Here is an 18,830-nt window from a genome sequence, read left to right as displayed (position 1 = left end):
CGGGCGATACCTACGGTGAGCTACGCTAACGCGCTTGGGGAAAAGTCAGCGATCGCTTTTGAGTTAATTAATTTGCAATCTCAACTGACTTTTTCCGGTTGGGACGCTTGCGTTCTGATTTTTTCTTCAGTCCAACTGCTTGAGCTTGATCGCTATCCGATCCATATTGTCCGCGCACAACTTCTTTCATGGCTAACACAGCATTATGAAATTCCCATTCTGCTAATCGCGCAGCATCAGCAGCAGCACGGTATAAAGTTAGTTTCTCGGTTTCGGTTTGTTGCTGCACCAACATAGCCTGATAAGCTTGTTGTAAATTTGCTAAAGACGCATCAGCACGGGTTGTATTGTATGTATTGATGGTTTGTAAACCGTGCAATGAAGTTATATCTTGACTAATTGATTGAGAGGGTAAACGGCGTGTTTTATCCTGAACAGGCATATATACTGCTATAAGGGACATTATTATTGTGCCCATTGAAACAATATAACTAACAGTTGCACAGATGTACGCCGTGAAGATGGACAGATTTTAGGTAGAACAAAGTTAAAAAAAGCGTGAGTTTATTTTTGCGGGTTTACGCAATCGCATTGTCAGTCGAAACAATCTCATTGTTAGTCGAAACAATCCCTTTGTCAGTCGAAACAATCCCTTTGTCAGCCGAAACAATCGCATTGTCAGTCGAAACATTCGCATTGTCAGTTAAAACAATCCTATTGTCAGAGGTTGCATTAAATAGCGTGACAATGCAATTACTAAACGGCAAGATGCTTTAGTGTTGTATAATTTTGTGAACTTCTTTAGAGACAACACTAAGAAAGCATTACGCTGACATCAATTGTTGGATGCGCTCTGGTTCCTCTCCTAGCCAATCTGGATTTTGGGCAGTGCTATCAAAGATTGATGAGGTTTTGAAAGGCTCAAACTCGCCGCGTGATGCCGCTTCTGCCGTTTTTGCTAAGAGCGATCGCACTTGCTCGTCATTCATTGGCTGAAATGTTCGCACAGCTTCAAAAGCTTGCTCTAAAATCTCCATACTGTCAATTCCGGTAATCACAACCGATGTAGGTAGATTCAAAGCATAGTGTAGACACTCAATCGGCGTTACAGTATTGGATTTTAAAAGAATACCATTTGCCATACTTTTCATTCCTAGCACGCCGATATTTTGTTGTACCAATTCTGGTACAACCAGCTTTGCAAAACTTCGGTAGTGAGCATCCATGACATTGAGAGGCATCTGAGCCGTATCAAATTTAAAGCCGTGAGCATCTGCAACTTCCAGCATGTGCAGATGAACATGGGGGTCTTTGTGTCCAGTAAAGCCGATGTATCGGAGTTTGCCAGCCTTCCGTGCCTCAATTAAGGCAGCATTCGCTCCTTCTTCATCAAAAACTCGATGCGGGTCTTCGTACCGAATAATTTCGTGGTGCTGAACGAGATCGATGCAATCCACTTGCAGGCGTTGAAGTGATTCGTCTAGCTGTTTTGCTGCTTCTTTTTTAGAGCGACCATCGATTTTCGTCATCAGGAAAACTTTATCGCGGTAGCGATCGCGCAGAGCTTTTCCCATGCGAATCTCGCTGACTCCATCGTTGTAATCCCAACTGTTATCCATAAAATTGATGCCGCGATCGATCGCTGTTCTAACAATTCGGATACCCAGTTGCTCGTCAACGTGTTTTAAGGCAATGTGCCAACCACCCAATCCAATCGCAGAAACTTTTTCTCCGGTATTGCCGAGAACTCGATATAGCATTTCTGAATTTGGCGTAGTTCCTGACATCTGTTCTCCAAGTCTTTCAGCTATTACTTAAGTACATATAGCTGTGTGCCAATTCAAAATGCAAGGCAAACTTGACAATATCTTGCTGAAGATACAGTTTTTGAAGCGATTGGGAAAATACTAAAGAAGCCAAAATACCGATGGCAATTTTGGGTGTGTGAGGTAGAGAGTTAATTTGACGTTAAAGCGGCGGTTATAATCCGTGTCTACACGAGACTTTAACCCGGATTTCTCACCACATATCGATTAAGCCTGCGCTTGAGCAGGGGAGCAGAGGGGCAGGGGAGCAGGGGAGCAGGGGAGAGTTCAAATACCAAGTTCTTTCCCCTCTGCCCCTCTGCCCATCTTTCCCCTCAAGCTTGTGAGAAATGCGGGTTTAACCATCGGTGTGGGTTAAAACCTTAATTTTCTCTTAGTCAGCGGAGGCGGACGAGAGTTTGTGTAGACGCGAATTTATTTGCTCCAGCTATATTTATTTGCCGCTATAAAAAAAGGCAATTTCTTTTTCTTTTAGGGGTGCGAAATCAGCATCTACAAGTAATTGGTCGAGTTCTGTTTGGGGAATATGTTTTGCACCAATTCGCACAATGCGCGATCGCATGGTATTAGATACGCCACTGCGTTGTCTATTACCCTCTAGCGCCATGACTTTACCATAAAGTTCTAATTTGGCAGGCGGAATCGGAGAACCATCAAAATCAATTCCCTGTGCGATCGCTTCATCAATAGCATCAGCACCTGTGGTAGTTTGATTCCCTGGGTTAGTATCAGTAGGCATAGTGATTTGCTCTTAAGGCTATGGGTAGATTTTACCAGCCTTGCTGACACCTTTTTCCCACTGAGATTAATCACGAACTTGTCGCGTTACCAAACCCCCAACAAACGCTCCTAAAATAGTGCCTGTCCATAGTCCTGTTGTGCTACCTTGCCATATTGCTCCTGGTGTCATCCAAGCGTTGCACATTTCTTTTAAACCCCAAGGTTGATTTTGACACTTTTGGCTATGCAGCATTATGGTGATTTGCCCACTGATGTAAGCACCAAAGAAACCGGATGACAGCGCCAAAAAAGTGCAAACTAAAACTCTGTTTTTAATCATTTGTCATTTGTGATTTGTCATTTGAAGATTACCAAGGACTAAGGACAAATGACAAATGACTCCACACAGTGGTTCAACCTGTATTTCTCATCCCAGCTGCAATTCCATTAATAGTTAACAATGCTCCTCGCAGTAACTCGCCTTTGCTGTAACGAGAATGGATGACTCCAGAAGTAGCATTGGTATTCATAGACTGGCGTAGACGCTTCAGCAAGGAAACTTGGATAAATCCCAAGGGAACAATTGTGCCATTGCGTAACTGTACAGATCGTTGCAAGACAGGATCGCCATCTAACAGTCGATTGTGATCGGTGATTTTTAAGACCAAATCTCTTGTGAGATAGAACTCGCTGGCAATTTGGTCAAAAACCTTTGCAAAACGAAGTCTATCTTCTGGTTTTGACAATTCCTGAACGTAGTGATGTGCCATTTGCATATCTACTTTTGCCAAAGTCATCTCGGCTTTAGAAATCACCATTTTAAAAAAGGGCCACTTAACGTAAAAGTAGCGCAGCAATTTCAAGTGTTCTTCTGGTTCTGTGTTCAAGAATTCTTGTACAGCTGTGCCAACGCCGTACCACGAAGGAAGCAAAAAGCGGGTTTGTGTCCAGCTAAATACCCAAGGAATAGCTCGCAGACTGCTTAAATCTTTCTTACCAGATGGACGGCGGGCTGGACGGGAACTAATTTGTAGCTGGCTAATTTCTTCAATTGGGGTTACTTGGTGGAAGAAGTCAACGAAATCAGGCTGTTCGTAGATTAAAGCCCGATAATGTTGACGCGATCGGGCTGCTAACTCTTCCATAATCTCATTCCAAGGTTCAATATCATCAAACCCTGTCCGCAGCAGGCTAGCTTGAATCACAGCAGTGGTGATGGTTTCCATGTGATACAAAGCCAAGTCCAGCAAGGAATATTTAGAAGCTAAAACTTCTCCTTGTTCGGTAATCTTGATTCGCCCATTGATACTATGACCTGGTTGAGCCAAAATCGCCTCATAAGCAGGGCCGCCACCCCGCCCCACAGAACCGCCGCGTCCGTGAAAAATCCGTAAATTGAGATTGTAGTTTTCTGCTATTTGTTGCAGTGATTTTTGGGCTTTATGAATTTCCCAGTTGCTGCTTAAAAAACCAGAATCTTTGTTGCTGTCAGAATATCCCAGCATTACTTCTTGTAAGTTCACGGGGAGAGGGGAAGAGGGGGCGGGGGGAGCAGGGGAGGCAGGGGAGGCAGGGGGGGATGAATTTTCATCCACAACAGTCTCTGTTTTTGTCTGTTCGTAGCCGCCGGCTAACAAGGCACGATATAAGGGGAGTTCAAACAGGTTCCGCATGACGCTTCTGGAGCGTTGTAAGTCTTCTACTGTCTCAAATAGGGGGACAACTTGAATGGTTCCCACAGCTATGGCGGGGTCAAAAAGTCTGGCTTCTTTGGCTAACAGTAGTACTTCTAGCACGTCGCTTACGTCGCGGCACATGCTGATAATGTAAGTTTGGCAGATGTTAAGACCAAATTCTTGTTGGAGCGATCGCACGATGCGAAAGGTTTCAATTACATCGTTGGTTTTTTCGGAAAATGGCAATTCTGCCGGAATTAATGGCCGACGGGTTTGCAGTTCTCCTGTGAGCCAAGCGACTCTTTGCTCCTCAGATAGTTCGTTGTAAGGTTGAGGTAATATTTGCAGGTATTCTAGGATCTCATTCAGCGCATCGGCGTGGCGGGATGATTCTTGACGAATATCTAACTGTGTCAAGTTAAAACCGAAAATTTCTACCTGACAGATGAGATTTTCTAATTCCCGACAGCTTAAACCTGTTTCTGTCAAGTTGCGCTGAATCATCCGCAGTTCTGCTAAAAAATCGTCTCCCGAACGATATAGGGGACTATCTTGATTTTTTGGCGTTTCTCGATTGTACAAAGCGAGATTGCGATCGCGGGTATTTTCTAGCCGTTTCAGCACATAAGCTAGTTTCAGCCGATAAGGTTCTTGTCGATAACGCAGCGCCAGTGCATCGTACACTTCACTCAACTGGGACTGATCTAACTCTAGAGATTCCAGCAAATCTGGTAAGACATCACTCCAGTGCATCGACACACTCAACAATTCAATCAGATTTTTCACTGACTGAATATATCTCCCCAGCACCATTTTGCGCTGATAGCAAGCTGTTTGCCAGGTAATTTCTGGTGTTACTGATGGGTTCCCATCTCTGTCTGAGCCTACCCAGGAGCCGAAAGAGCAAAAGTTTTTACTCGGTGGTTCTAGCCAAGGAAAGGTACTAGATAGGGTGTGTTTGAAACGTTTATAAAGTTGGGGAATGCCATCAAATAAAACTTCTTGGAAGTAGTGCAAGGCATAATCTACTTCATCTAACACCGTGGGTTTAAACTGATGAAGTTCGTCAGTGCGCCACCACAAGCGAATTTCTTCGAGTAATTGTTCGCGAACATCTGCTGCTTCCCAAGCATATCCGCCAGATGCAGCCCCAGAACGGTTTTCCAAAGCATCCAGTTTTTGCAAGAGTTGCACCACCTGTCGCTGTTTATCACGGATAGTATGACGAACAATTTCCGTCGGGTGCGCTGTGAAAACTAAGCGGACATCTAGATGAGCAATTAGACGTTGAATTTGCTGGGGTGGTACATTCAATTTAAATAAATAGGGAAACAAAGCAGCGAAAGTCCCTTTTGGCTTGACTGGTGCTTTTTCTAGATAATTCTTAGTCAGGAATTCTGCTGCTAGTCCCTTGCTAACAGGCGCGTCATTTTCTCTTTGATTGGACGAATAGTTGACATTAGATGCTCTTTCTGCCTCTGTCGCTTCTGTTTCTGCCTCATAGCGACTCAATTGCTGCCGTTGCTCGTATTCCTGCTCAATGATGTTAATCAACTGAAAATAGAGAGCGAAAGCACGAGCCGCACGGATTGCTTCGTTGATATTTAGTTGTTCAATTAATTTGACGGCTGAGGATGCTTGGTCATTTGTTGCCTGTCCTTCTGGCGAACACAAATCGCGCAACTGCCGCAACAAATCTACCATATTTTGTCCGCATTCTTGCCGGAGAACTGACTCCCACAATTCTTCCACTACCTGGAGACGATGACGCAAAAATAATTCCGACACCGGGTATATATCCGCAGTTTGAGACGAAGAGTATAAAAGGGAACCCATATTCTCTATCTTGTAAAGCTAATTACTGTTTACGCTTCTAGGTTTTCTACTGAATGCTCATCGGGTTATTCCTGAGCAAATAATTATTTGGTGTATATTTTCTAAGTTTGATTAGTTTCGCGCTCCTCTGGGAAGTCGAGAATGGGTAGGCGATCGCCTCGAAACAATTCTTCACTGGCTTCCCCGATGGTTTCTAGTGCCCTTACGGTGGTTTTTCCGGTAATTAGCAGCAGTAATATAGACGCTGTACCTACTTGTAAAAGGAACGATTTGGGAATGGTAAATAAATCGAGATTGGATGGCGGGTTGGTTGAGGGTTCTTGGTTGACAGGAGGCATTGCTAATTTTTGGTTATGGGATATGAGTAGAGACGCAATTAATCGCGTCTGTACAGTAGTCAGAAATTAGGAGTTAAGATGACTCCAACGATCGAGGGATGGACTTTAAATGAGATAAACTTGTTGTCTGTTTCGTCCATCAGGTACAGTAGACGCGAATCCGGTATTAAAGGACAAGTCATCAGTTAGTCATATAGAATTATTCTGACTTCTGACTTCTGAATTGTGACTCCCTATTAGTAAAATAAACGCAAAACTCAATATTAGTCAGACTTGCAACCCGTACAAGACTATCTTGGCCGATTTTGTGAGCTCCGAAGGTAACAAAATTGTTAAAAAAAAACGTCAGAGTGTGATAGACCTATGGTTCTAGTTTACAAGTGCAGGCACTATCCCCCAACAATCGCTGACTGTAAAGTTAACTTCCCATGAAAACAGTATTACCAGATCGCCAGCAATCCTTAGTGCAATGGGTAAGCCAAGCCACAGGGATCAACACTTTCGGGGTGAAAGTTCGGTTACGGGGAAATGATCTTCATATTCTTTGTGAAGGTACAGAATGTCCACAGCGTTGGCGTACTTTGTCTGATTTGCTGCAAGCACTACAGCAAACAAACTTAGATATCCTCACAAACAGCGAACAAACCTCAATATATCAAGTATTTGTCTATGGCCGAAGAAAAGGGGAACAGCGCCCCAAATGGTGCCATCGGGTTTACTTGAATCAAATAGATAAGCATCTGGAGCAGGTGGAACAAGCCTTGCTAGCAGATTCAGAAAAATCAAAACAATCGGGTGGGGCGCTAATTGTCTCTAACGAAAGTTTGGCACGTCAAGGGAACCCAGAGGCGATCGCTCGATATCTCAGCGAAACTCTAAGTACGTTAGGGGTGTCAGTACAGGCAAAGATTAAGCCATATAAATCATCAAAGAACTCTCAACCAGAAGAAAATCGCCTGTGGATATTTTGCCAGTCGAGCTATAGCCCCGATGCATCGTTGCTTGCTGAACCAATAGCACAGAAGTTGCGTTATCTCAAGCTTTCCGGCTACCAAGATGCCGTAATTGTTTCCCAGGTAAAGGGCGAAACTGCCCCTGATTGGCTGCTGCGTGTGGATTTAACGCCGCCAGAGGTAATGCTGAAAGAATGGGCGCGTTGGGGTGATATCCAAGCGATCGCCCGATTATTAACTGAGGTATTATCAGGATTAAAAGTTGCTGTCCAAGCTTCTCTGAAAGAATCAACACTACATATCTTTTGTACGCCAGCTTTTGACCCTTTAGGAACTGCGCCAATTCCCGAAAAAGCAGTGTGCTTAAAGGCGATTGTACCGCAGCTAGAAGCGATCGCCCCTCAAGGCATTCTTGCCGCCACCGTATACGGACAAAAAGCAGGCGACAAGCAACCCACTTGGATTGATTGGCTAGCTTTACCCGCCACAAACCATCCCGCCTTTGCCACATCTCCGCTAGATTTGGCAAATACTGGCGATGAACCAGCCATCATATTTTTACTGGAGCGTTTACTCAATCCTGACCTGGATTGGCGTTTATTGACAGGTGGAATTCGCGTCCTCCTGTTGAAAAAAAATGATTTACTGCATATTTTATGTGATGCGCCTGTTTGTCCAGGTCGTCAACAAGTAGCAAGTAAAATTACGCAGTTTATTCGCCATTTGAAAATTCCCGGTATTATGGGAGTACGTATCTACGGTCGCCGGGCTGGGAATAAAGAACCTTTTTGGCACTATGGCGTTGATCTCGAACATCGCCAACGTTTAGTACCAGAAGCAACCCCAGAATTCGCTGCTACTTCTAAATACGTTAATGATTTAGTACCCTCTGAGACTAGTGAGCCAATTTTGCGCCCCGACTTAACGACAGAAGAAGTTCAAAGTTTTGTGACAGAAGTAGCGCGAGATTGGATAGCAACGGCAAGTGCAACCGCGAAAAAATTCCTGTTAAAAAGCCAGCTATTTACTGAAAGCGACCAGCCAGTAGAACAAAACCCTGACGATCAAGGACTTAAAATTGCTCTAGTTTGGGGAACACTGGGATTATTACTCACCCTGCAAACTGATTGGGTGTTGGGTCGAATTATTGCACAAACTACGCCGCAGCCAAAAGTAGCCAGTGTTGTGGCTTCATCATCTTCTGGGCAAAAGACATCTTTGACATCTGGGAAAACTCAGAGTGAGAAAACGACATTTTTTAGCCACACTTCTAAAATAAAATCTCCGCCAAATCAAAGTTCTGTATTTAATGCTTCGGAATTTACGCAAAGTGATGATACCCCGACAAAGAATTTGGCAGCCGCACCACTGAAAGAAAAAGCAACCGCAACAGCTATTCTTTTAGCAGCGCGATCGCAGCTGCCAAGCTTCAATGTTAGACAGTTAGACGAGCAGCTAGCACTGTACAAACAACGTTTGGCTAGAACCGGTACTCCGCCAGATGTATTAATTATCGGCTCCTCCCGCGCCCTTAGAGGAGTAGATCCGGCAGCACTTTCTAAAGCTTTAGCAACTCAGGGCTATCCAAATCTTGACGTGTTTAACTTTGGGATCAACGGTGCTACCGCACAAGTTGTAGACTTTGTAATTCGTCACGTGCTGGAACCATCAGAACTACCCAAAATAATTATTTGGGCAGATGGTGCGCGTGCTTTCAACGGTGGACGCGAGGATATTACCTTTAAATCCCTTGCTGCATCAGCCGGTTATAAACAAGCATTCCAAAAAACACCAACAACTGGAAGTACCAATGATTTGCCAGAAAAAGAGAATACAGTAAATTTGGCAGAACAAAAAACCAACGAAGAAAAACAAGAGGTCAGTACATATCAAGCTGTCAATCAGTCGTTAAATCAAGCTCTAGCATCTGTTTCTGCTAGCTATCAAAACCGCGACCAAATAAAGAGTTTACTGCAAAAACAATTGCTTGTACTTGGTCGAAGTCAGACAGTTGCATCAGAAAAACAGCTAACAGATGGGACTTCAGATGAGAGTATTTCTCAGCAAGCAGTTGACTTTGATGGCTTTCTACCTTTGTCTATTCGCTTCAATCCTGCTAGGTACTATCAAAAACATTCTAGAGTTCCCGGAAATTACGACAACGACTATAAATCTTTCCAAGTAGAAGGACAGCAAGATACTGCTTTCCAAGAAGTGCTTCAGTTTACCCAATCTCAGAAAATTTCCTTAGTCTTTGTTAACATGCCTCTCACGGCAGATTATTTAGATCCAGTGCGGAAGCAATATGAGCAACAATTTCAGCAATATATGTTGCGTCTAGCCACTAATCCCAACTTTATTTATCGAGATTTAAGCCAAAAGTGGCCAAAAGCAAATGACTACTTTTCCGATCCCAGCCATCTCAACCGTTTTGGCGCATACGAAGTCTCTAAAAAGTTGGCTAATGACCCGATGATTCCTTGGCCAGTGAAGTAGGCAGTAGGGGATCGAAGATTGGGGACGAAGGAGAATAATCTACATGCCGAATGACAAATGACAAATGACAAATGACTAAAAAATGAACTTTATATCAATTTTCTATGGGCTGTTCTTGTTGAGTGTTTTAGGAATTTACTGGTCTTTAGCACAACAGAAATTGCGATTGTGGACATTGTTAATTGCTAGTTTGGTTTTTTATGCATCTTTGCACATCCAATACATACCATTACTATTAGCATTGACGTTTATTAATTTCCGTGTGGGACTGGAGATTGGAAAAAATACATCACCAGGAAAACATTCTCTTGACTGGCAAATTTCTAATGAAGAGTGGCAATTTGCTCAAGGTGACTGGAATCGTCGTCGTCTAAAACTTTTGTGGTTGGGTATAACTCTAAATGTTTTACTATTATTAACTTTTAAGTATCTAACCCCTTTATTCAAGTTTGTTTTCAATATCCAAACCAACTCACCAGATAATTCCTTTAAATTGATTGCACCTTTGGGAATTTCATTTTTCACCTTTGAATGTATTGCCTATTTAATCGATGTTTATCGCGGTGCCCCTGCTACTGAGCAGTTTCTCAAATTTGCCACCTACAAATTATTCTTCGCTAAACTGATTTCTGGCCCGATTACGCGCTATCACAACTTAGCAAATCAATTCAATACGCTAGATTTTCCCAGTGCCGATAGAGTAGCAGAAGCGCTATGGTTAATTGCCAGAGGGGCAGTCAAAAAAGGTATTTTTGCAGACCACCTGGGAATTTTTGTCGATTTATGTTTTGGTAACTTACAACGGGCCGGTAGTACCGATCTCTGGTTAGCTATATTCGCCTACGGCTTGCAGTTATATCTAGATTTCAATGGTTACGTAGATATTGCCCGTGGGAGTGCCTTGCTTTTTGGCTTGGTTCTACCTGAGAATTTTGACTTTCCCTACTTCAGCACCAGTATTGGAGAATTTTGGCGGCGCTGGCACATGACTCTAGGAGATTGGCTACGTAACTATGTCTACTTTCCTTTGGGTGGTTCCCGTCGGGGTTTAATCCGTACCTGCTGGAATTTATTTATTGTGATGCTAATCGCTGGTATCTGGCACGGGGCTTCTTTGGGTTATGTCATTTGGGGCATATTCCACGGGTTAGCTTTGGTGGTTCATCGACTTACAGATGCGATGAGCGATCGCTTTGAAAATCTAGAACATTTCTGGCAAAATCCTCTAGGTATCTTTGTCGCTTGGTTATTGACTCAACTGATGGTTTTTACCTCTTGGATTTGGTTCCGTCTACCTAATCTCCAAGACTCTTCTTTAGTAATTCGACACCTTTTGGGTTATCCTGCTGACGCTCAGTTTGCTGAAAAAGTCTATGTAGAAGCCTTAAACATCAGTCAATACCAACTTACTTGGGTACTTGTAGCATTAGCGGCCATGATGGCTATAGTCTATACCTTCAACAGAATGCTGAAGTTAGAGTTTAACTGGCCTATTAAGCTTGTCTTTGTCCCTCTATGTTTCTACGCTGTTTGGTTATTAGCTCCTGAAGGTAGTTTGCCCTATATATACTTTGATTTTTAAGTTTCTAGCAACAATCGACAGCAACATAAGGCAATTTCCAACTTATTATTTTTTCACGAATCAACAAAAATTAAAATTTTTTAACCAGGCGATTTGTAAACGAATGTAAAGAGAATTAAATAGGCGATCGCATCATTGAAAGTTATAGCTAGTCTGGTGTTGAAATGCCTTACAGAGAGTTAATCTATCACTCTTATCAGTCTTGTTTAAGTAGTAAAACTTTACAGTTTGATGAGCTTTTTAAGGAATTTAATTACAGAATATTAAGCCACAGTATGCATCCAAGTAAATTCATGTAGACTGTAATCTAACAGGCGAAAATAATATCCGCTTGTTCCATTTTTAACAAAAAACAGCACTTATAAAACCATGACCACAACCTTACAACGGCGCTCTGGCGCTAACGTATGGGATCGCTTTTGCGAGTGGATCACCAGCACCGACAACCGTATATATGTTGGTTGGTTCGGTGTTCTAATGATCCCAACCCTACTAGCTGCTACTGTCTGCTTCGTAATTGCCTTCATCGCAGCACCTCCAGTAGACATTGATGGTATCCGCGAACCAGTCGCAGGTTCATTGATCTACGGGAACAATATCATCTCTGGTGCAGTAGTACCTTCCTCCAACGCTATCGGTTTGCACTTCTACCCAATTTGGGAAGCTGCTTCCTTAGATGAGTGGTTGTACAACGGTGGACCTTACCAGTTGGTAGTTTTTCACTTCTTGATCGGTTGCGCTTGCTACCTCGGTCGTCAGTGGGAACTTTCTTACCGCTTGGGTATGCGTCCTTGGATCTGCGTAGCTTACAGCGCACCTTTGGCTTCCGCTACCGCAGTATTCTTGATCTACCCTATCGGTCAAGGTTCTTTCTCTGATGGTATGCCTTTGGGTATCTCTGGAACCTTCAACTTCATGATTGTGTTCCAAGCAGAACATAACATCCTGATGCACCCCTTCCACATGTTAGGTGTGGCTGGTGTATTCGGCGGTTCCTTGTTCTCTGCAATGCACGGTTCTCTAGTAACTTCTTCATTAGTGCGTGAAACCACCGAAACCGAATCTCTTAACTACGGTTACAAGTTCGGTCAAGAAGAAGAAACCTACAACATCGTTGCAGCCCACGGCTACTTCGGTCGTTTGATCTTCCAATACGCATCATTCCAAAACAGCCGTCAATTGCACTTCTTGCTAGCAGCTTGGCCTGTTGTCGGTATCTGGTTCACCGCTTTGGGTATCAGCACGATGGCGTTCAACCTGAACGGATTCAACTTCAACCAATCAATCATTGACTCCCAAGGTCGCGTTATCAGCACTTGGGCAGACGTAATCAACCGCGCTAATTTGGGTATGGAAGTAATGCACGAGCGTAACGCTCACAACTTCCCCCTAGACTTAGCTGCTGGTGAAATCACTCCTGTAGCAATGACTGCTCCTGCTATCAACGGTTAATTCTGAAGATTAGCTAAATAAAAAGCGCCCTCCAGAAATGGGGGGCGCTTTTTATTTGTACCTATTTAAAAAAAACGGGCCGTTTAATATAATCCTGTAGTAGATTTTGTTCGATAGCGATGCTTCCACATCACAAAGCCAGTCATAAATAGAATTAACGGAGCCTAGTATATGGGATTCAAGTGGTAATTTTCTCTTCAAGCCGGACGAATTTGTTGAACATTTAGCTAGGCAAGGTTGCTGAGTAATAAAATTTTAAAAAAATATCTGCTGTCTTTGGGTACAATTACTAAATTGTGACTCATTTATATTAGTAAATACACTGATATAAATAAAAATAATTATCAAAACTGCCAGCAGTGAGTAAACTAACTACTGACGACATTAATTGTGTTTCTACTGACTACAAGTCTGAAATTTTAGTTTTCGTCTCAATTCAATATAAAATCTAAAACTTAAAATCCAAAATCAACATGGCAGACCTAACTCCTAATTCTAGTTTTAGTTTGACGCTGCGCTTGCAGATTCCCAATCGGATAGGGATGTTGGCATCGATAACACAGGCGATCGCAACTACTGGCGGTAATCTTGGTCAAATTGATTTAATCGAGCAAACCCGCAAAGAGTCCATCCGCGATCTGACTGTAGATGCTGCTAGTACTGAACATGCTGAAACCATTGTGCAAGCAGTCAAAGCCTTGCCAGACATCAAGCTACTCAGTGTTTACGATCGCACGTTTAATTTGCATCGCGGTGGCAAAATCAGCATTACTAGCAGAATTCCTCTGAAGAGTGTATCCGATCTAGCAATGGCTTACACACCTGGAGTTGGTCGAATTTGTACGGCGATCGCTCAAGATCCAGAGGAAGTTTACAAGTTAACCATCAAACAAAACACTGTTGCCATTGTTACCGATGGTAGTGCCGTTTTGGGATTGGGAAATCTGGGGCCAGCAGCATCTCTCCCAGTCATGGAAGGTAAAGCAATGCTATTCAAGGAATTTGCTGGACTAGATGCTTTTCCCATCTGTCTCGCCACCCAAGATACAGAAGAGATTATCCAGACAGTTAAGAATATCGCGCCAGTTTTTGGAGGTGTGAATTTAGAGGATATCGCTGCACCTCGCTGCTTTGAAATTGAAAAGAGATTGCGCGAAGAGTTAGATATCCCCGTTTTTCATGACGATCAGCACGGTACAGCCATTGTCACCTTGGCAGCGTTATTTAATTCTCTAAAACTGGTAAATAAGACAATGGCAGAAATCCGCATCGTGATTAACGGTGCTGGGGCGGCAGGAGTAGCGATCGCTCGCTTACTCCGTAAAGCTGGGGTAGAAAAAATCTGGATGTGCGACTCTAAAGGGATTATCTCTACCAGTCGCACCGATTTGACAGAAGAAAAACTCGAATTTGCCGTGAAAGCTCAGGGTACATTAGCGGGTGCAATGCAAGGGGCAGATGTGTTTATTGGTGTCAGCGCCCCAGGAGTTTTGACACCAGAAATGGTGAATTCAATGGCGAAAGACCCAATTGTGTTTGCAATGGCAAATCCCATTCCAGAAATTCAGCCAGAATTAATCAGCAAAGATGTTGCTGTTATCGCTACCGGTCGCAGTGATTACCCCAATCAAATCAATAACGTCCTAGCTTTTCCTGGGGTATTCCGTGGGGCTTTAGATTGTCGGGCAAAGACAATTACCACCACGATGTATTTAGAAGCCGCAAATGCGATCGCTTCTTTAGTCAAACCTTCAGATTTGGATCGGGAACATATTATTCCTTCAGTCTTTGATGAGCGAGTCGTCAACGCTGTTGCTGCTGCTGTACAACAAGCAGCCCGTCAAGAAGGTATCGCTCGGAATTAAGTGAAGGAGGCAGGGGACTTCCAAATAAAAAAATATCCCAAATTTTCTTGTGGGATGGGCATCTTGCCATAGGTGTCAAGTTAAGAAAAATAGAAACTTGTCAAGTAGGTCAAACTCAGTGGTTAAACTCAACACAAGGGTGTTAATTCATAGCCATGAGTAAGCCACGCAAAAAACAAGGAAATCCAGACTTTCGACATCGGGTAACTTGCCCAGCCCCAACAAATCAGGAGATAGAATCACGGTTGATTGAACTGGTAAGTCCGGAGACATTTGCCAATCTCAAAGATGTAAAAGACAAACAGAGAAATTTGCGTAGGCGCAGCCCGCCGTAGGCATCGCGGATACTAACCCTACCCGTGATGGCAGCAATAATGTTGAGTTTGGTATATCGACAAATAAATTATTTAACAGATGTGCTTCGCTGCCTGGAAGTTGAAGGATTGTTGTGGGTAGAGGCAATGTCTGTAAGTCGGCAAGCATTATCTCAACGGCTTGAGAGCTTGCCAGCACAGTTGTTTAGTAAGCTGTTTGAGCAAGTAGTAGAGCGCCTAGCAGCCAAAAAAAATCCAATTGGAATTGCACTCCCTTGGGCATCAGTAGGAGAGAAGTTTAGTGCAGTATGGATTGCGGATGCATCGACTTTGGAAGCAGTCAAAAAACACTTGGGGCAACTTCAAGAAAAAACAGGTGCAGTTTTAGGGGGAAAGATGCTGATGCTAGTAGAAGCATTTAGCCATCGCCCAGTTGCTGCGTTTTTTGACGCTGATGCCAAACGCAACGAAACCAAATGGTGGAGTGAAATAACACAACGCCTGCCAGTGGGTGGTTTACTGATTACAGATATGGGTTTTTATGGGTTTGAGTGGTTTGATAGTCTAACACAGCAAGGAAAATATGTTTTAACTAGACAAAAAGCCAAGGTGCGCTATCAAGTAGTACGCTGCCTTTCGAGTAGTTCTCATTACAAAGATGAAATTATTCAAATGGGACTCAACCATACTGATCCTTGTGGTTATCCGATGCGCCAAGTGTCAGTACTCTGGGGTAAAACTTGGTATCATTATTTGACTAATGTCCTTGACCCGCAACAGCTTTCACCACAGCAAGTCTGTGATTTGTATCGCCGACGTTGGAAAATTGAGGATGCATTTTTACTCACAAAAAGATTGTTGGGTTTATCTTATTTATGGGTTGGCGGCACTAATGGTGTGCAAATGCAAATCTATGCTACCTGGATTTTTTATGCAGTACTCAATGATTTGTCTGCCGACGTAGCTGTGGCTTTGCAACAGCCTATTGAACGTATTTCTGTCGAAATGGTTTTTCGCAGTTTGTATTTTTTTTACCGCGCACTTTTACAAAACCCACAACTACAACTTATTCCTTGGGTGGTTGAGCATCAACGCTCTATGGGACTAGTTAAGGCAGTGCGTCAGCGACACCGACGCAACGCCGCAACCTCACTTGACATTTGGGCATCTGCCTTAACTTGACACCTATGGCAAGATGCCCATCCCACAAAATGGATAATTTATTTCTTGGAAAGCCCCAGGAAGCAGAGGACAGAAGCCAGGAGGAAGATTGCCTGACGCTCGCGGACTCGCTTTCTCGTGTTGCTATCTGCAAAGATCCTGCGACCAGAGGAAGCAATGGTTTAACCCGCATTTCTCACAAGCTTGAGGGGAAGGATGGGCAGAGGGGAAAGAACTTGGTATTTGAACTCTCCCCTGCTCCCCTGCTCCCTTGCTCCCCTGCTCCCCTGCTCCCCTGCTCCCCTGCTCCCCTGCTCAAGCGCAGGCTTAATCGAGATGTGGTGAGAAATCCGGGTTTAAGTCCCCACCAAAATCTCCAAAATGGAAGCTTTGTATTAGATGGGGTTAAATCCTGTTCTAAATTCCTACATCCTGCCTTTGTTGATGAGCATATTCTTACAGTTTAGTGTAGGCATAGCCCGCCGCACCCCTACGGGGAAGCAAGCTACGCCTCGCGTCTCGCTTTCTAGTGAGATTAAGGAATGGCGAAATACTCGTCCCCATTTGGTGATTGGATTATATAAATAAAGCAATATCATCTAAAACCCACCATTTTGTCAACTGTTTGCAATGAATCCCCAGAGAGTTTTTTCGCTGCTTGCCAAGCCTCAAGACAATTCCAAGCTTCATCGTAAGAATTGTGTAGATGGTTGCATAATCCTTGAGGTTTGCTGTTTTCATCAACTCTAGTAGTTAATTGCCATTTGCCAATTCCCCTACCTTGTGAATTCACAATTTGCAAAACTTCAGTGATTCGCGGCATATCTATTACTTTTGAGGTTGAGGTTGTTCACCAGAGGCAGGCTGCTGGACTAGATAGCCAAGAATAGCCGTAGCAATGCCTCCAATAGTTCCGGCAATAGAGTGATTGATTAGCCCAGTGCTGCCGAGTAGAGATGAACCGCCGGCAATCAACCCAACGATTGTAGAAAGCGTGTTGAGTGTTGATTTAGACATTTTATTCTTCCTCTGTATTTTCTTCGTATTCTCGAATTGTGAAATTTCCGCCTTTCTGTAGAAAGCGTTGAATATCCCTTGTATAAAAGAGCAGCCTTTTGAACTTATGATTAATCTTTTGATCAAGCTGTCCCATCAACATTTGAACTACATCTTTTCGGTTGACATATTCCTGAATATGTAAATCCAAAGTCCGGTCAAGTCGAGCAATCTTTTCAGTATTACTCGCCTGCTCTTTAAGCGCTTTCTCAATTTGGGTAATTGAAGATGAGATGGTATTCATCTTACTGATAACTCGAATAGCCACCCCAGATAAGATAGATACACTAACAAGGGTTGCTAAGAATATCTCTGTAGTTTCTAGGGTTATAACTATCCCTTGCTGTGGATTAGTGGTAACTGCAATAGTGCCTTTTGGAGTGTTCATCATTGTATCCAGACCCCAACAGATACAGTTTTAAAGTAAGTCGGAAAACTAATATCTACTAAATAGTTAGAAATGACTTGAGGGAAAAAGATAATATTCCCTCCAAGCCCAATTTTTTTAGAGAAAGTAATCCACGGAGTTGAGCCATCTAGCCCGGTCAAGACTTTCTGATCTACCCATGCCCCGGTGTACCAAGTAGGTTTAGCGTTATCTGTCGAAATCTTAATTGCAACGACTTGGGCATTGAGAAGACTTGGTACAGTGAATGTGGGAATGTAGCCATTAGAAGAGGTAAAACTGCCATTTCCAACAGAAGTCCAACCACTAGACAAATCCATACTTACTAGAAGATTTTATTTAATGAATTTAATCAACAATCATCTTCCTAGTTTCAATTACTGCTGTCACTGGTTTTCCAAGGAACTTACCAGCTCCTTTCCAAGTTAATCCTACAATTCCACCGTCAGCTTTTTTCTCTTCAACTGTTGAAGACTTAGATCCGGCATAGCGTACTCTTTTTATCGCAACAACTTTACCCGAATCAGAATCTTTAATTTCAACTTCAGCAGTCCGAACAATGCCATGTAAAAGTAAATCGCCTATATCTGTAAGAACAACTTGACCTGCGTGAGTTTCAGTAACATCTTTAATTCCCGTAGCTGTTGACCACTCATTGTCTTTGTAAAGTTCTTTTGCTCCTCGAAAATAAAATGTAAACGGTTTTTCAGTTGCATCAAGTGCAAGCTGAGTACCAGTAACCGCTAGAGTTGAATAAAGTCCAGCCATGCTTCTCCTATTATTTAGTTATTGTTATTACTTAGATAAAATTACGATGGGTTTTGACGCTGGCAGATTTCACAAAAAGGCTCTTAATCTGTTTGCCGATCATGTTTTTGAATGGCTTTGTAGAAGGACAAAAAACTATTTTGCGTTTTGTGATCTTGCCATTTACTGTCCCCGCAAGACCTACGCTAATTTTATGAGCTAATCCATTCTTCTCTAATTCAGCTATAGAAGTCTGCCTAAGAGATGCGGGAGGACTGGCAGGCATATCAGTTAAACCAACCATTTCTTTAATACCGTCGTAAATATCACTGTCAAGGTGCAGAGCGTAATTGATACTGTCAATTACTAATAGATAAGATTTTAGATTTGCCATACTTAGCA

General features: G+C 43.0%; 17 protein-coding genes and 1 pseudogene. 6 read left to right on the top strand and 12 right to left on the bottom strand.

Annotated features, from left to right (window positions below):
• Positions 1–67: 67 nt before the first annotated feature.
• The 6 genes from V7K42_RS10855 to V7K42_RS10830 form a co-directional block, all read right to left on the bottom strand.
• Positions 68–442: a hypothetical protein gene (locus V7K42_RS10855; RefSeq protein ID WP_334916060.1), complete on the bottom strand. Its 375-nt coding sequence runs from the start codon at positions 440–442 to the stop codon at positions 68–70.
• A 382-nt stretch (positions 443–824) separates the two neighbouring features.
• Positions 825–1,787 carry an aldo/keto reductase gene (locus V7K42_RS10850; RefSeq protein ID WP_334916012.1) on the bottom strand — a complete coding sequence of 321 codons (963 nt, stop codon included), beginning with the start codon at positions 1,785–1,787 and terminating at the stop codon, positions 825–827.
• Between the two features lie 472 nt (positions 1,788–2,259).
• Positions 2,260–2,565: a small RNA NsiR4-regulated ssr1528 family protein gene (locus V7K42_RS10845; RefSeq protein WP_334889557.1), complete on the bottom strand. Its 306-nt coding sequence runs from the start codon at positions 2,563–2,565 to the stop codon at positions 2,260–2,262.
• 66 nt (positions 2,566–2,631) lie between these two features.
• The gene (locus V7K42_RS10840) at positions 2,632–2,886 is read right to left on the bottom strand and encodes a hypothetical protein (RefSeq protein WP_334916010.1); all 255 of its coding nucleotides are present in this window, start codon (positions 2,884–2,886) and stop codon (positions 2,632–2,634) included.
• A gap of 73 nt (positions 2,887–2,959) precedes the next feature.
• Positions 2,960–6,058 (bottom strand): phosphoenolpyruvate carboxylase, encoded by a 3,099-nt coding sequence (locus V7K42_RS10835; protein WP_334916008.1) that lies wholly within the window; start codon positions 6,056–6,058, stop codon positions 2,960–2,962.
• 101 nt (positions 6,059–6,159) lie between these two features.
• Positions 6,160–6,396, bottom strand: a complete 237-nt coding sequence (locus V7K42_RS10830; RefSeq protein WP_334889551.1) for a hypothetical protein — start codon at positions 6,394–6,396, stop codon at positions 6,160–6,162.
• A gap of 428 nt (positions 6,397–6,824) precedes the next feature.
• Between V7K42_RS10830 and V7K42_RS10825 the strand changes: the two genes are divergently transcribed.
• From V7K42_RS10825 to V7K42_RS10800, 6 genes and pseudogenes are all read left to right on the top strand, one after another.
• Complete coding sequence (locus V7K42_RS10825; protein ID WP_334916006.1) at positions 6,825–9,845, top strand: DUF1574 family protein; 3,021 nt, start codon at positions 6,825–6,827, stop codon at positions 9,843–9,845.
• Between the two features lie 82 nt (positions 9,846–9,927).
• Positions 9,928–11,427: an MBOAT family O-acyltransferase gene (locus V7K42_RS10820; RefSeq protein ID WP_334916003.1), complete on the top strand. Its 1,500-nt coding sequence runs from the start codon at positions 9,928–9,930 to the stop codon at positions 11,425–11,427.
• Between the two features lie 369 nt (positions 11,428–11,796).
• Positions 11,797–12,879, top strand: coding sequence for a photosystem II q(b) protein (gene psbA, locus V7K42_RS10815; protein ID WP_334916001.1), 1,083 nt, complete (start codon positions 11,797–11,799; stop codon positions 12,877–12,879).
• Between the two features lie 473 nt (positions 12,880–13,352).
• Complete coding sequence (locus V7K42_RS10810; RefSeq protein ID WP_334916000.1) at positions 13,353–14,744, top strand: malic enzyme-like NAD(P)-binding protein; 1,392 nt, start codon at positions 13,353–13,355, stop codon at positions 14,742–14,744.
• A 149-nt stretch (positions 14,745–14,893) separates the two neighbouring features.
• Positions 14,894–16,240 (top strand): annotated as a pseudogene (locus tag V7K42_RS10805) (IS4 family transposase).
• Positions 16,241–16,618: 378 nt separating this feature from the next.
• Entirely contained in the window at positions 16,619–16,807 is a 189-nt protein-coding gene (locus V7K42_RS10800; RefSeq protein ID WP_334915999.1) for a hypothetical protein, read from the top strand.
• A gap of 7 nt (positions 16,808–16,814) precedes the next feature.
• Here V7K42_RS10800 and V7K42_RS10795 read toward each other — a convergent pair whose 3' ends face one another.
• From V7K42_RS10795 to V7K42_RS10770, 6 genes are read right to left on the bottom strand one after another with little or no spacing between them, the layout of a single operon-like run.
• Positions 16,815–17,042 (bottom strand): hypothetical protein, encoded by a 228-nt coding sequence (locus tag V7K42_RS10795; RefSeq protein WP_334915998.1) that lies wholly within the window; start codon positions 17,040–17,042, stop codon positions 16,815–16,817.
• A 5-nt stretch (positions 17,043–17,047) separates the two neighbouring features.
• Positions 17,048–17,236 carry a hypothetical protein gene (locus V7K42_RS10790; protein ID WP_334915997.1) on the bottom strand — a complete coding sequence of 63 codons (189 nt, stop codon included), beginning with the start codon at positions 17,234–17,236 and terminating at the stop codon, positions 17,048–17,050.
• A 1-nt stretch (position 17,237) separates the two neighbouring features.
• Positions 17,238–17,666: a hypothetical protein gene (locus V7K42_RS10785; protein ID WP_334915995.1), complete on the bottom strand. Its 429-nt coding sequence runs from the start codon at positions 17,664–17,666 to the stop codon at positions 17,238–17,240.
• Complete coding sequence (locus V7K42_RS10780) at positions 17,663–18,001, bottom strand: hypothetical protein (protein WP_334915994.1); 339 nt, start codon at positions 17,999–18,001, stop codon at positions 17,663–17,665. Before V7K42_RS10780 ends, V7K42_RS10785 begins: the two co-directional genes overlap by 4 nt.
• Positions 18,002–18,029: 28 nt before the next feature.
• Complete coding sequence (locus V7K42_RS10775; RefSeq protein ID WP_334915992.1) at positions 18,030–18,449, bottom strand: hypothetical protein; 420 nt, start codon at positions 18,447–18,449, stop codon at positions 18,030–18,032.
• 31 nt (positions 18,450–18,480) lie between these two features.
• A complete protein-coding gene (locus V7K42_RS10770; protein ID WP_334915990.1) occupies positions 18,481–18,822 on the bottom strand; it encodes a hypothetical protein in 342 nt (113 codons plus the stop codon).
• Positions 18,823–18,830 lie beyond the last annotated feature (8 nt).

Source organism: Nostoc sp. (genome assembly GCF_036917455.1).
Classification (GTDB): domain Bacteria; phylum Cyanobacteriota; class Cyanobacteriia; order Cyanobacteriales; family Nostocaceae; genus Nostoc.
The sequence above is the reverse complement of the archived record's forward strand: the minus strand, read 5'-3'. Positions and strand labels throughout refer to the sequence as shown.

Excerpts from the sequence above, each read along its gene's own strand:
- V7K42_RS10855 (WP_334916060.1), bottom strand. The coding sequence starts at position 442 with ATGCCTGTTCAGGATAAAACACGCCGTTTACCCTCTCAATCAATTAGT.
- V7K42_RS10850 (WP_334916012.1), bottom strand. The coding sequence starts at position 1,787 with ATGTCAGGAACTACGCCAAATTCAGAAATGCTATATCGAGTTCTCGGC.
- V7K42_RS10845 (WP_334889557.1), bottom strand. The coding sequence starts at position 2,565 with ATGCCTACTGATACTAACCCAGGGAATCAAACTACCACAGGTGCTGAT.
- V7K42_RS10840 (WP_334916010.1), bottom strand. The coding sequence starts at position 2,886 with ATGATTAAAAACAGAGTTTTAGTTTGCACTTTTTTGGCGCTGTCATCC.
- V7K42_RS10835 (WP_334916008.1), bottom strand. The coding sequence starts at position 6,058 with ATGGGTTCCCTTTTATACTCTTCGTCTCAAACTGCGGATATATACCCG.
- V7K42_RS10830 (WP_334889551.1), bottom strand. The coding sequence starts at position 6,396 with ATGCCTCCTGTCAACCAAGAACCCTCAACCAACCCGCCATCCAATCTC.
- V7K42_RS10825 (WP_334916006.1), top strand. The coding sequence starts at position 6,825 with ATGAAAACAGTATTACCAGATCGCCAGCAATCCTTAGTGCAATGGGTA.
- V7K42_RS10820 (WP_334916003.1), top strand. The coding sequence starts at position 9,928 with ATGAACTTTATATCAATTTTCTATGGGCTGTTCTTGTTGAGTGTTTTA.
- psbA (WP_334916001.1), top strand. The coding sequence starts at position 11,797 with ATGACCACAACCTTACAACGGCGCTCTGGCGCTAACGTATGGGATCGC.
- V7K42_RS10810 (WP_334916000.1), top strand. The coding sequence starts at position 13,353 with ATGGCAGACCTAACTCCTAATTCTAGTTTTAGTTTGACGCTGCGCTTG.
- V7K42_RS10800 (WP_334915999.1), top strand. The coding sequence starts at position 16,619 with ATGGGGTTAAATCCTGTTCTAAATTCCTACATCCTGCCTTTGTTGATG.
- V7K42_RS10795 (WP_334915998.1), bottom strand. The coding sequence starts at position 17,042 with ATGCCGCGAATCACTGAAGTTTTGCAAATTGTGAATTCACAAGGTAGG.
- V7K42_RS10790 (WP_334915997.1), bottom strand. The coding sequence starts at position 17,236 with ATGTCTAAATCAACACTCAACACGCTTTCTACAATCGTTGGGTTGATT.
- V7K42_RS10785 (WP_334915995.1), bottom strand. The coding sequence starts at position 17,666 with ATGATGAACACTCCAAAAGGCACTATTGCAGTTACCACTAATCCACAG.
- V7K42_RS10780 (WP_334915994.1), bottom strand. The coding sequence starts at position 18,001 with ATGGATTTGTCTAGTGGTTGGACTTCTGTTGGAAATGGCAGTTTTACC.
- V7K42_RS10775 (WP_334915992.1), bottom strand. The coding sequence starts at position 18,449 with ATGGCTGGACTTTATTCAACTCTAGCGGTTACTGGTACTCAGCTTGCA.
- V7K42_RS10770 (WP_334915990.1), bottom strand. The coding sequence starts at position 18,822 with ATGGCAAATCTAAAATCTTATCTATTAGTAATTGACAGTATCAATTAC.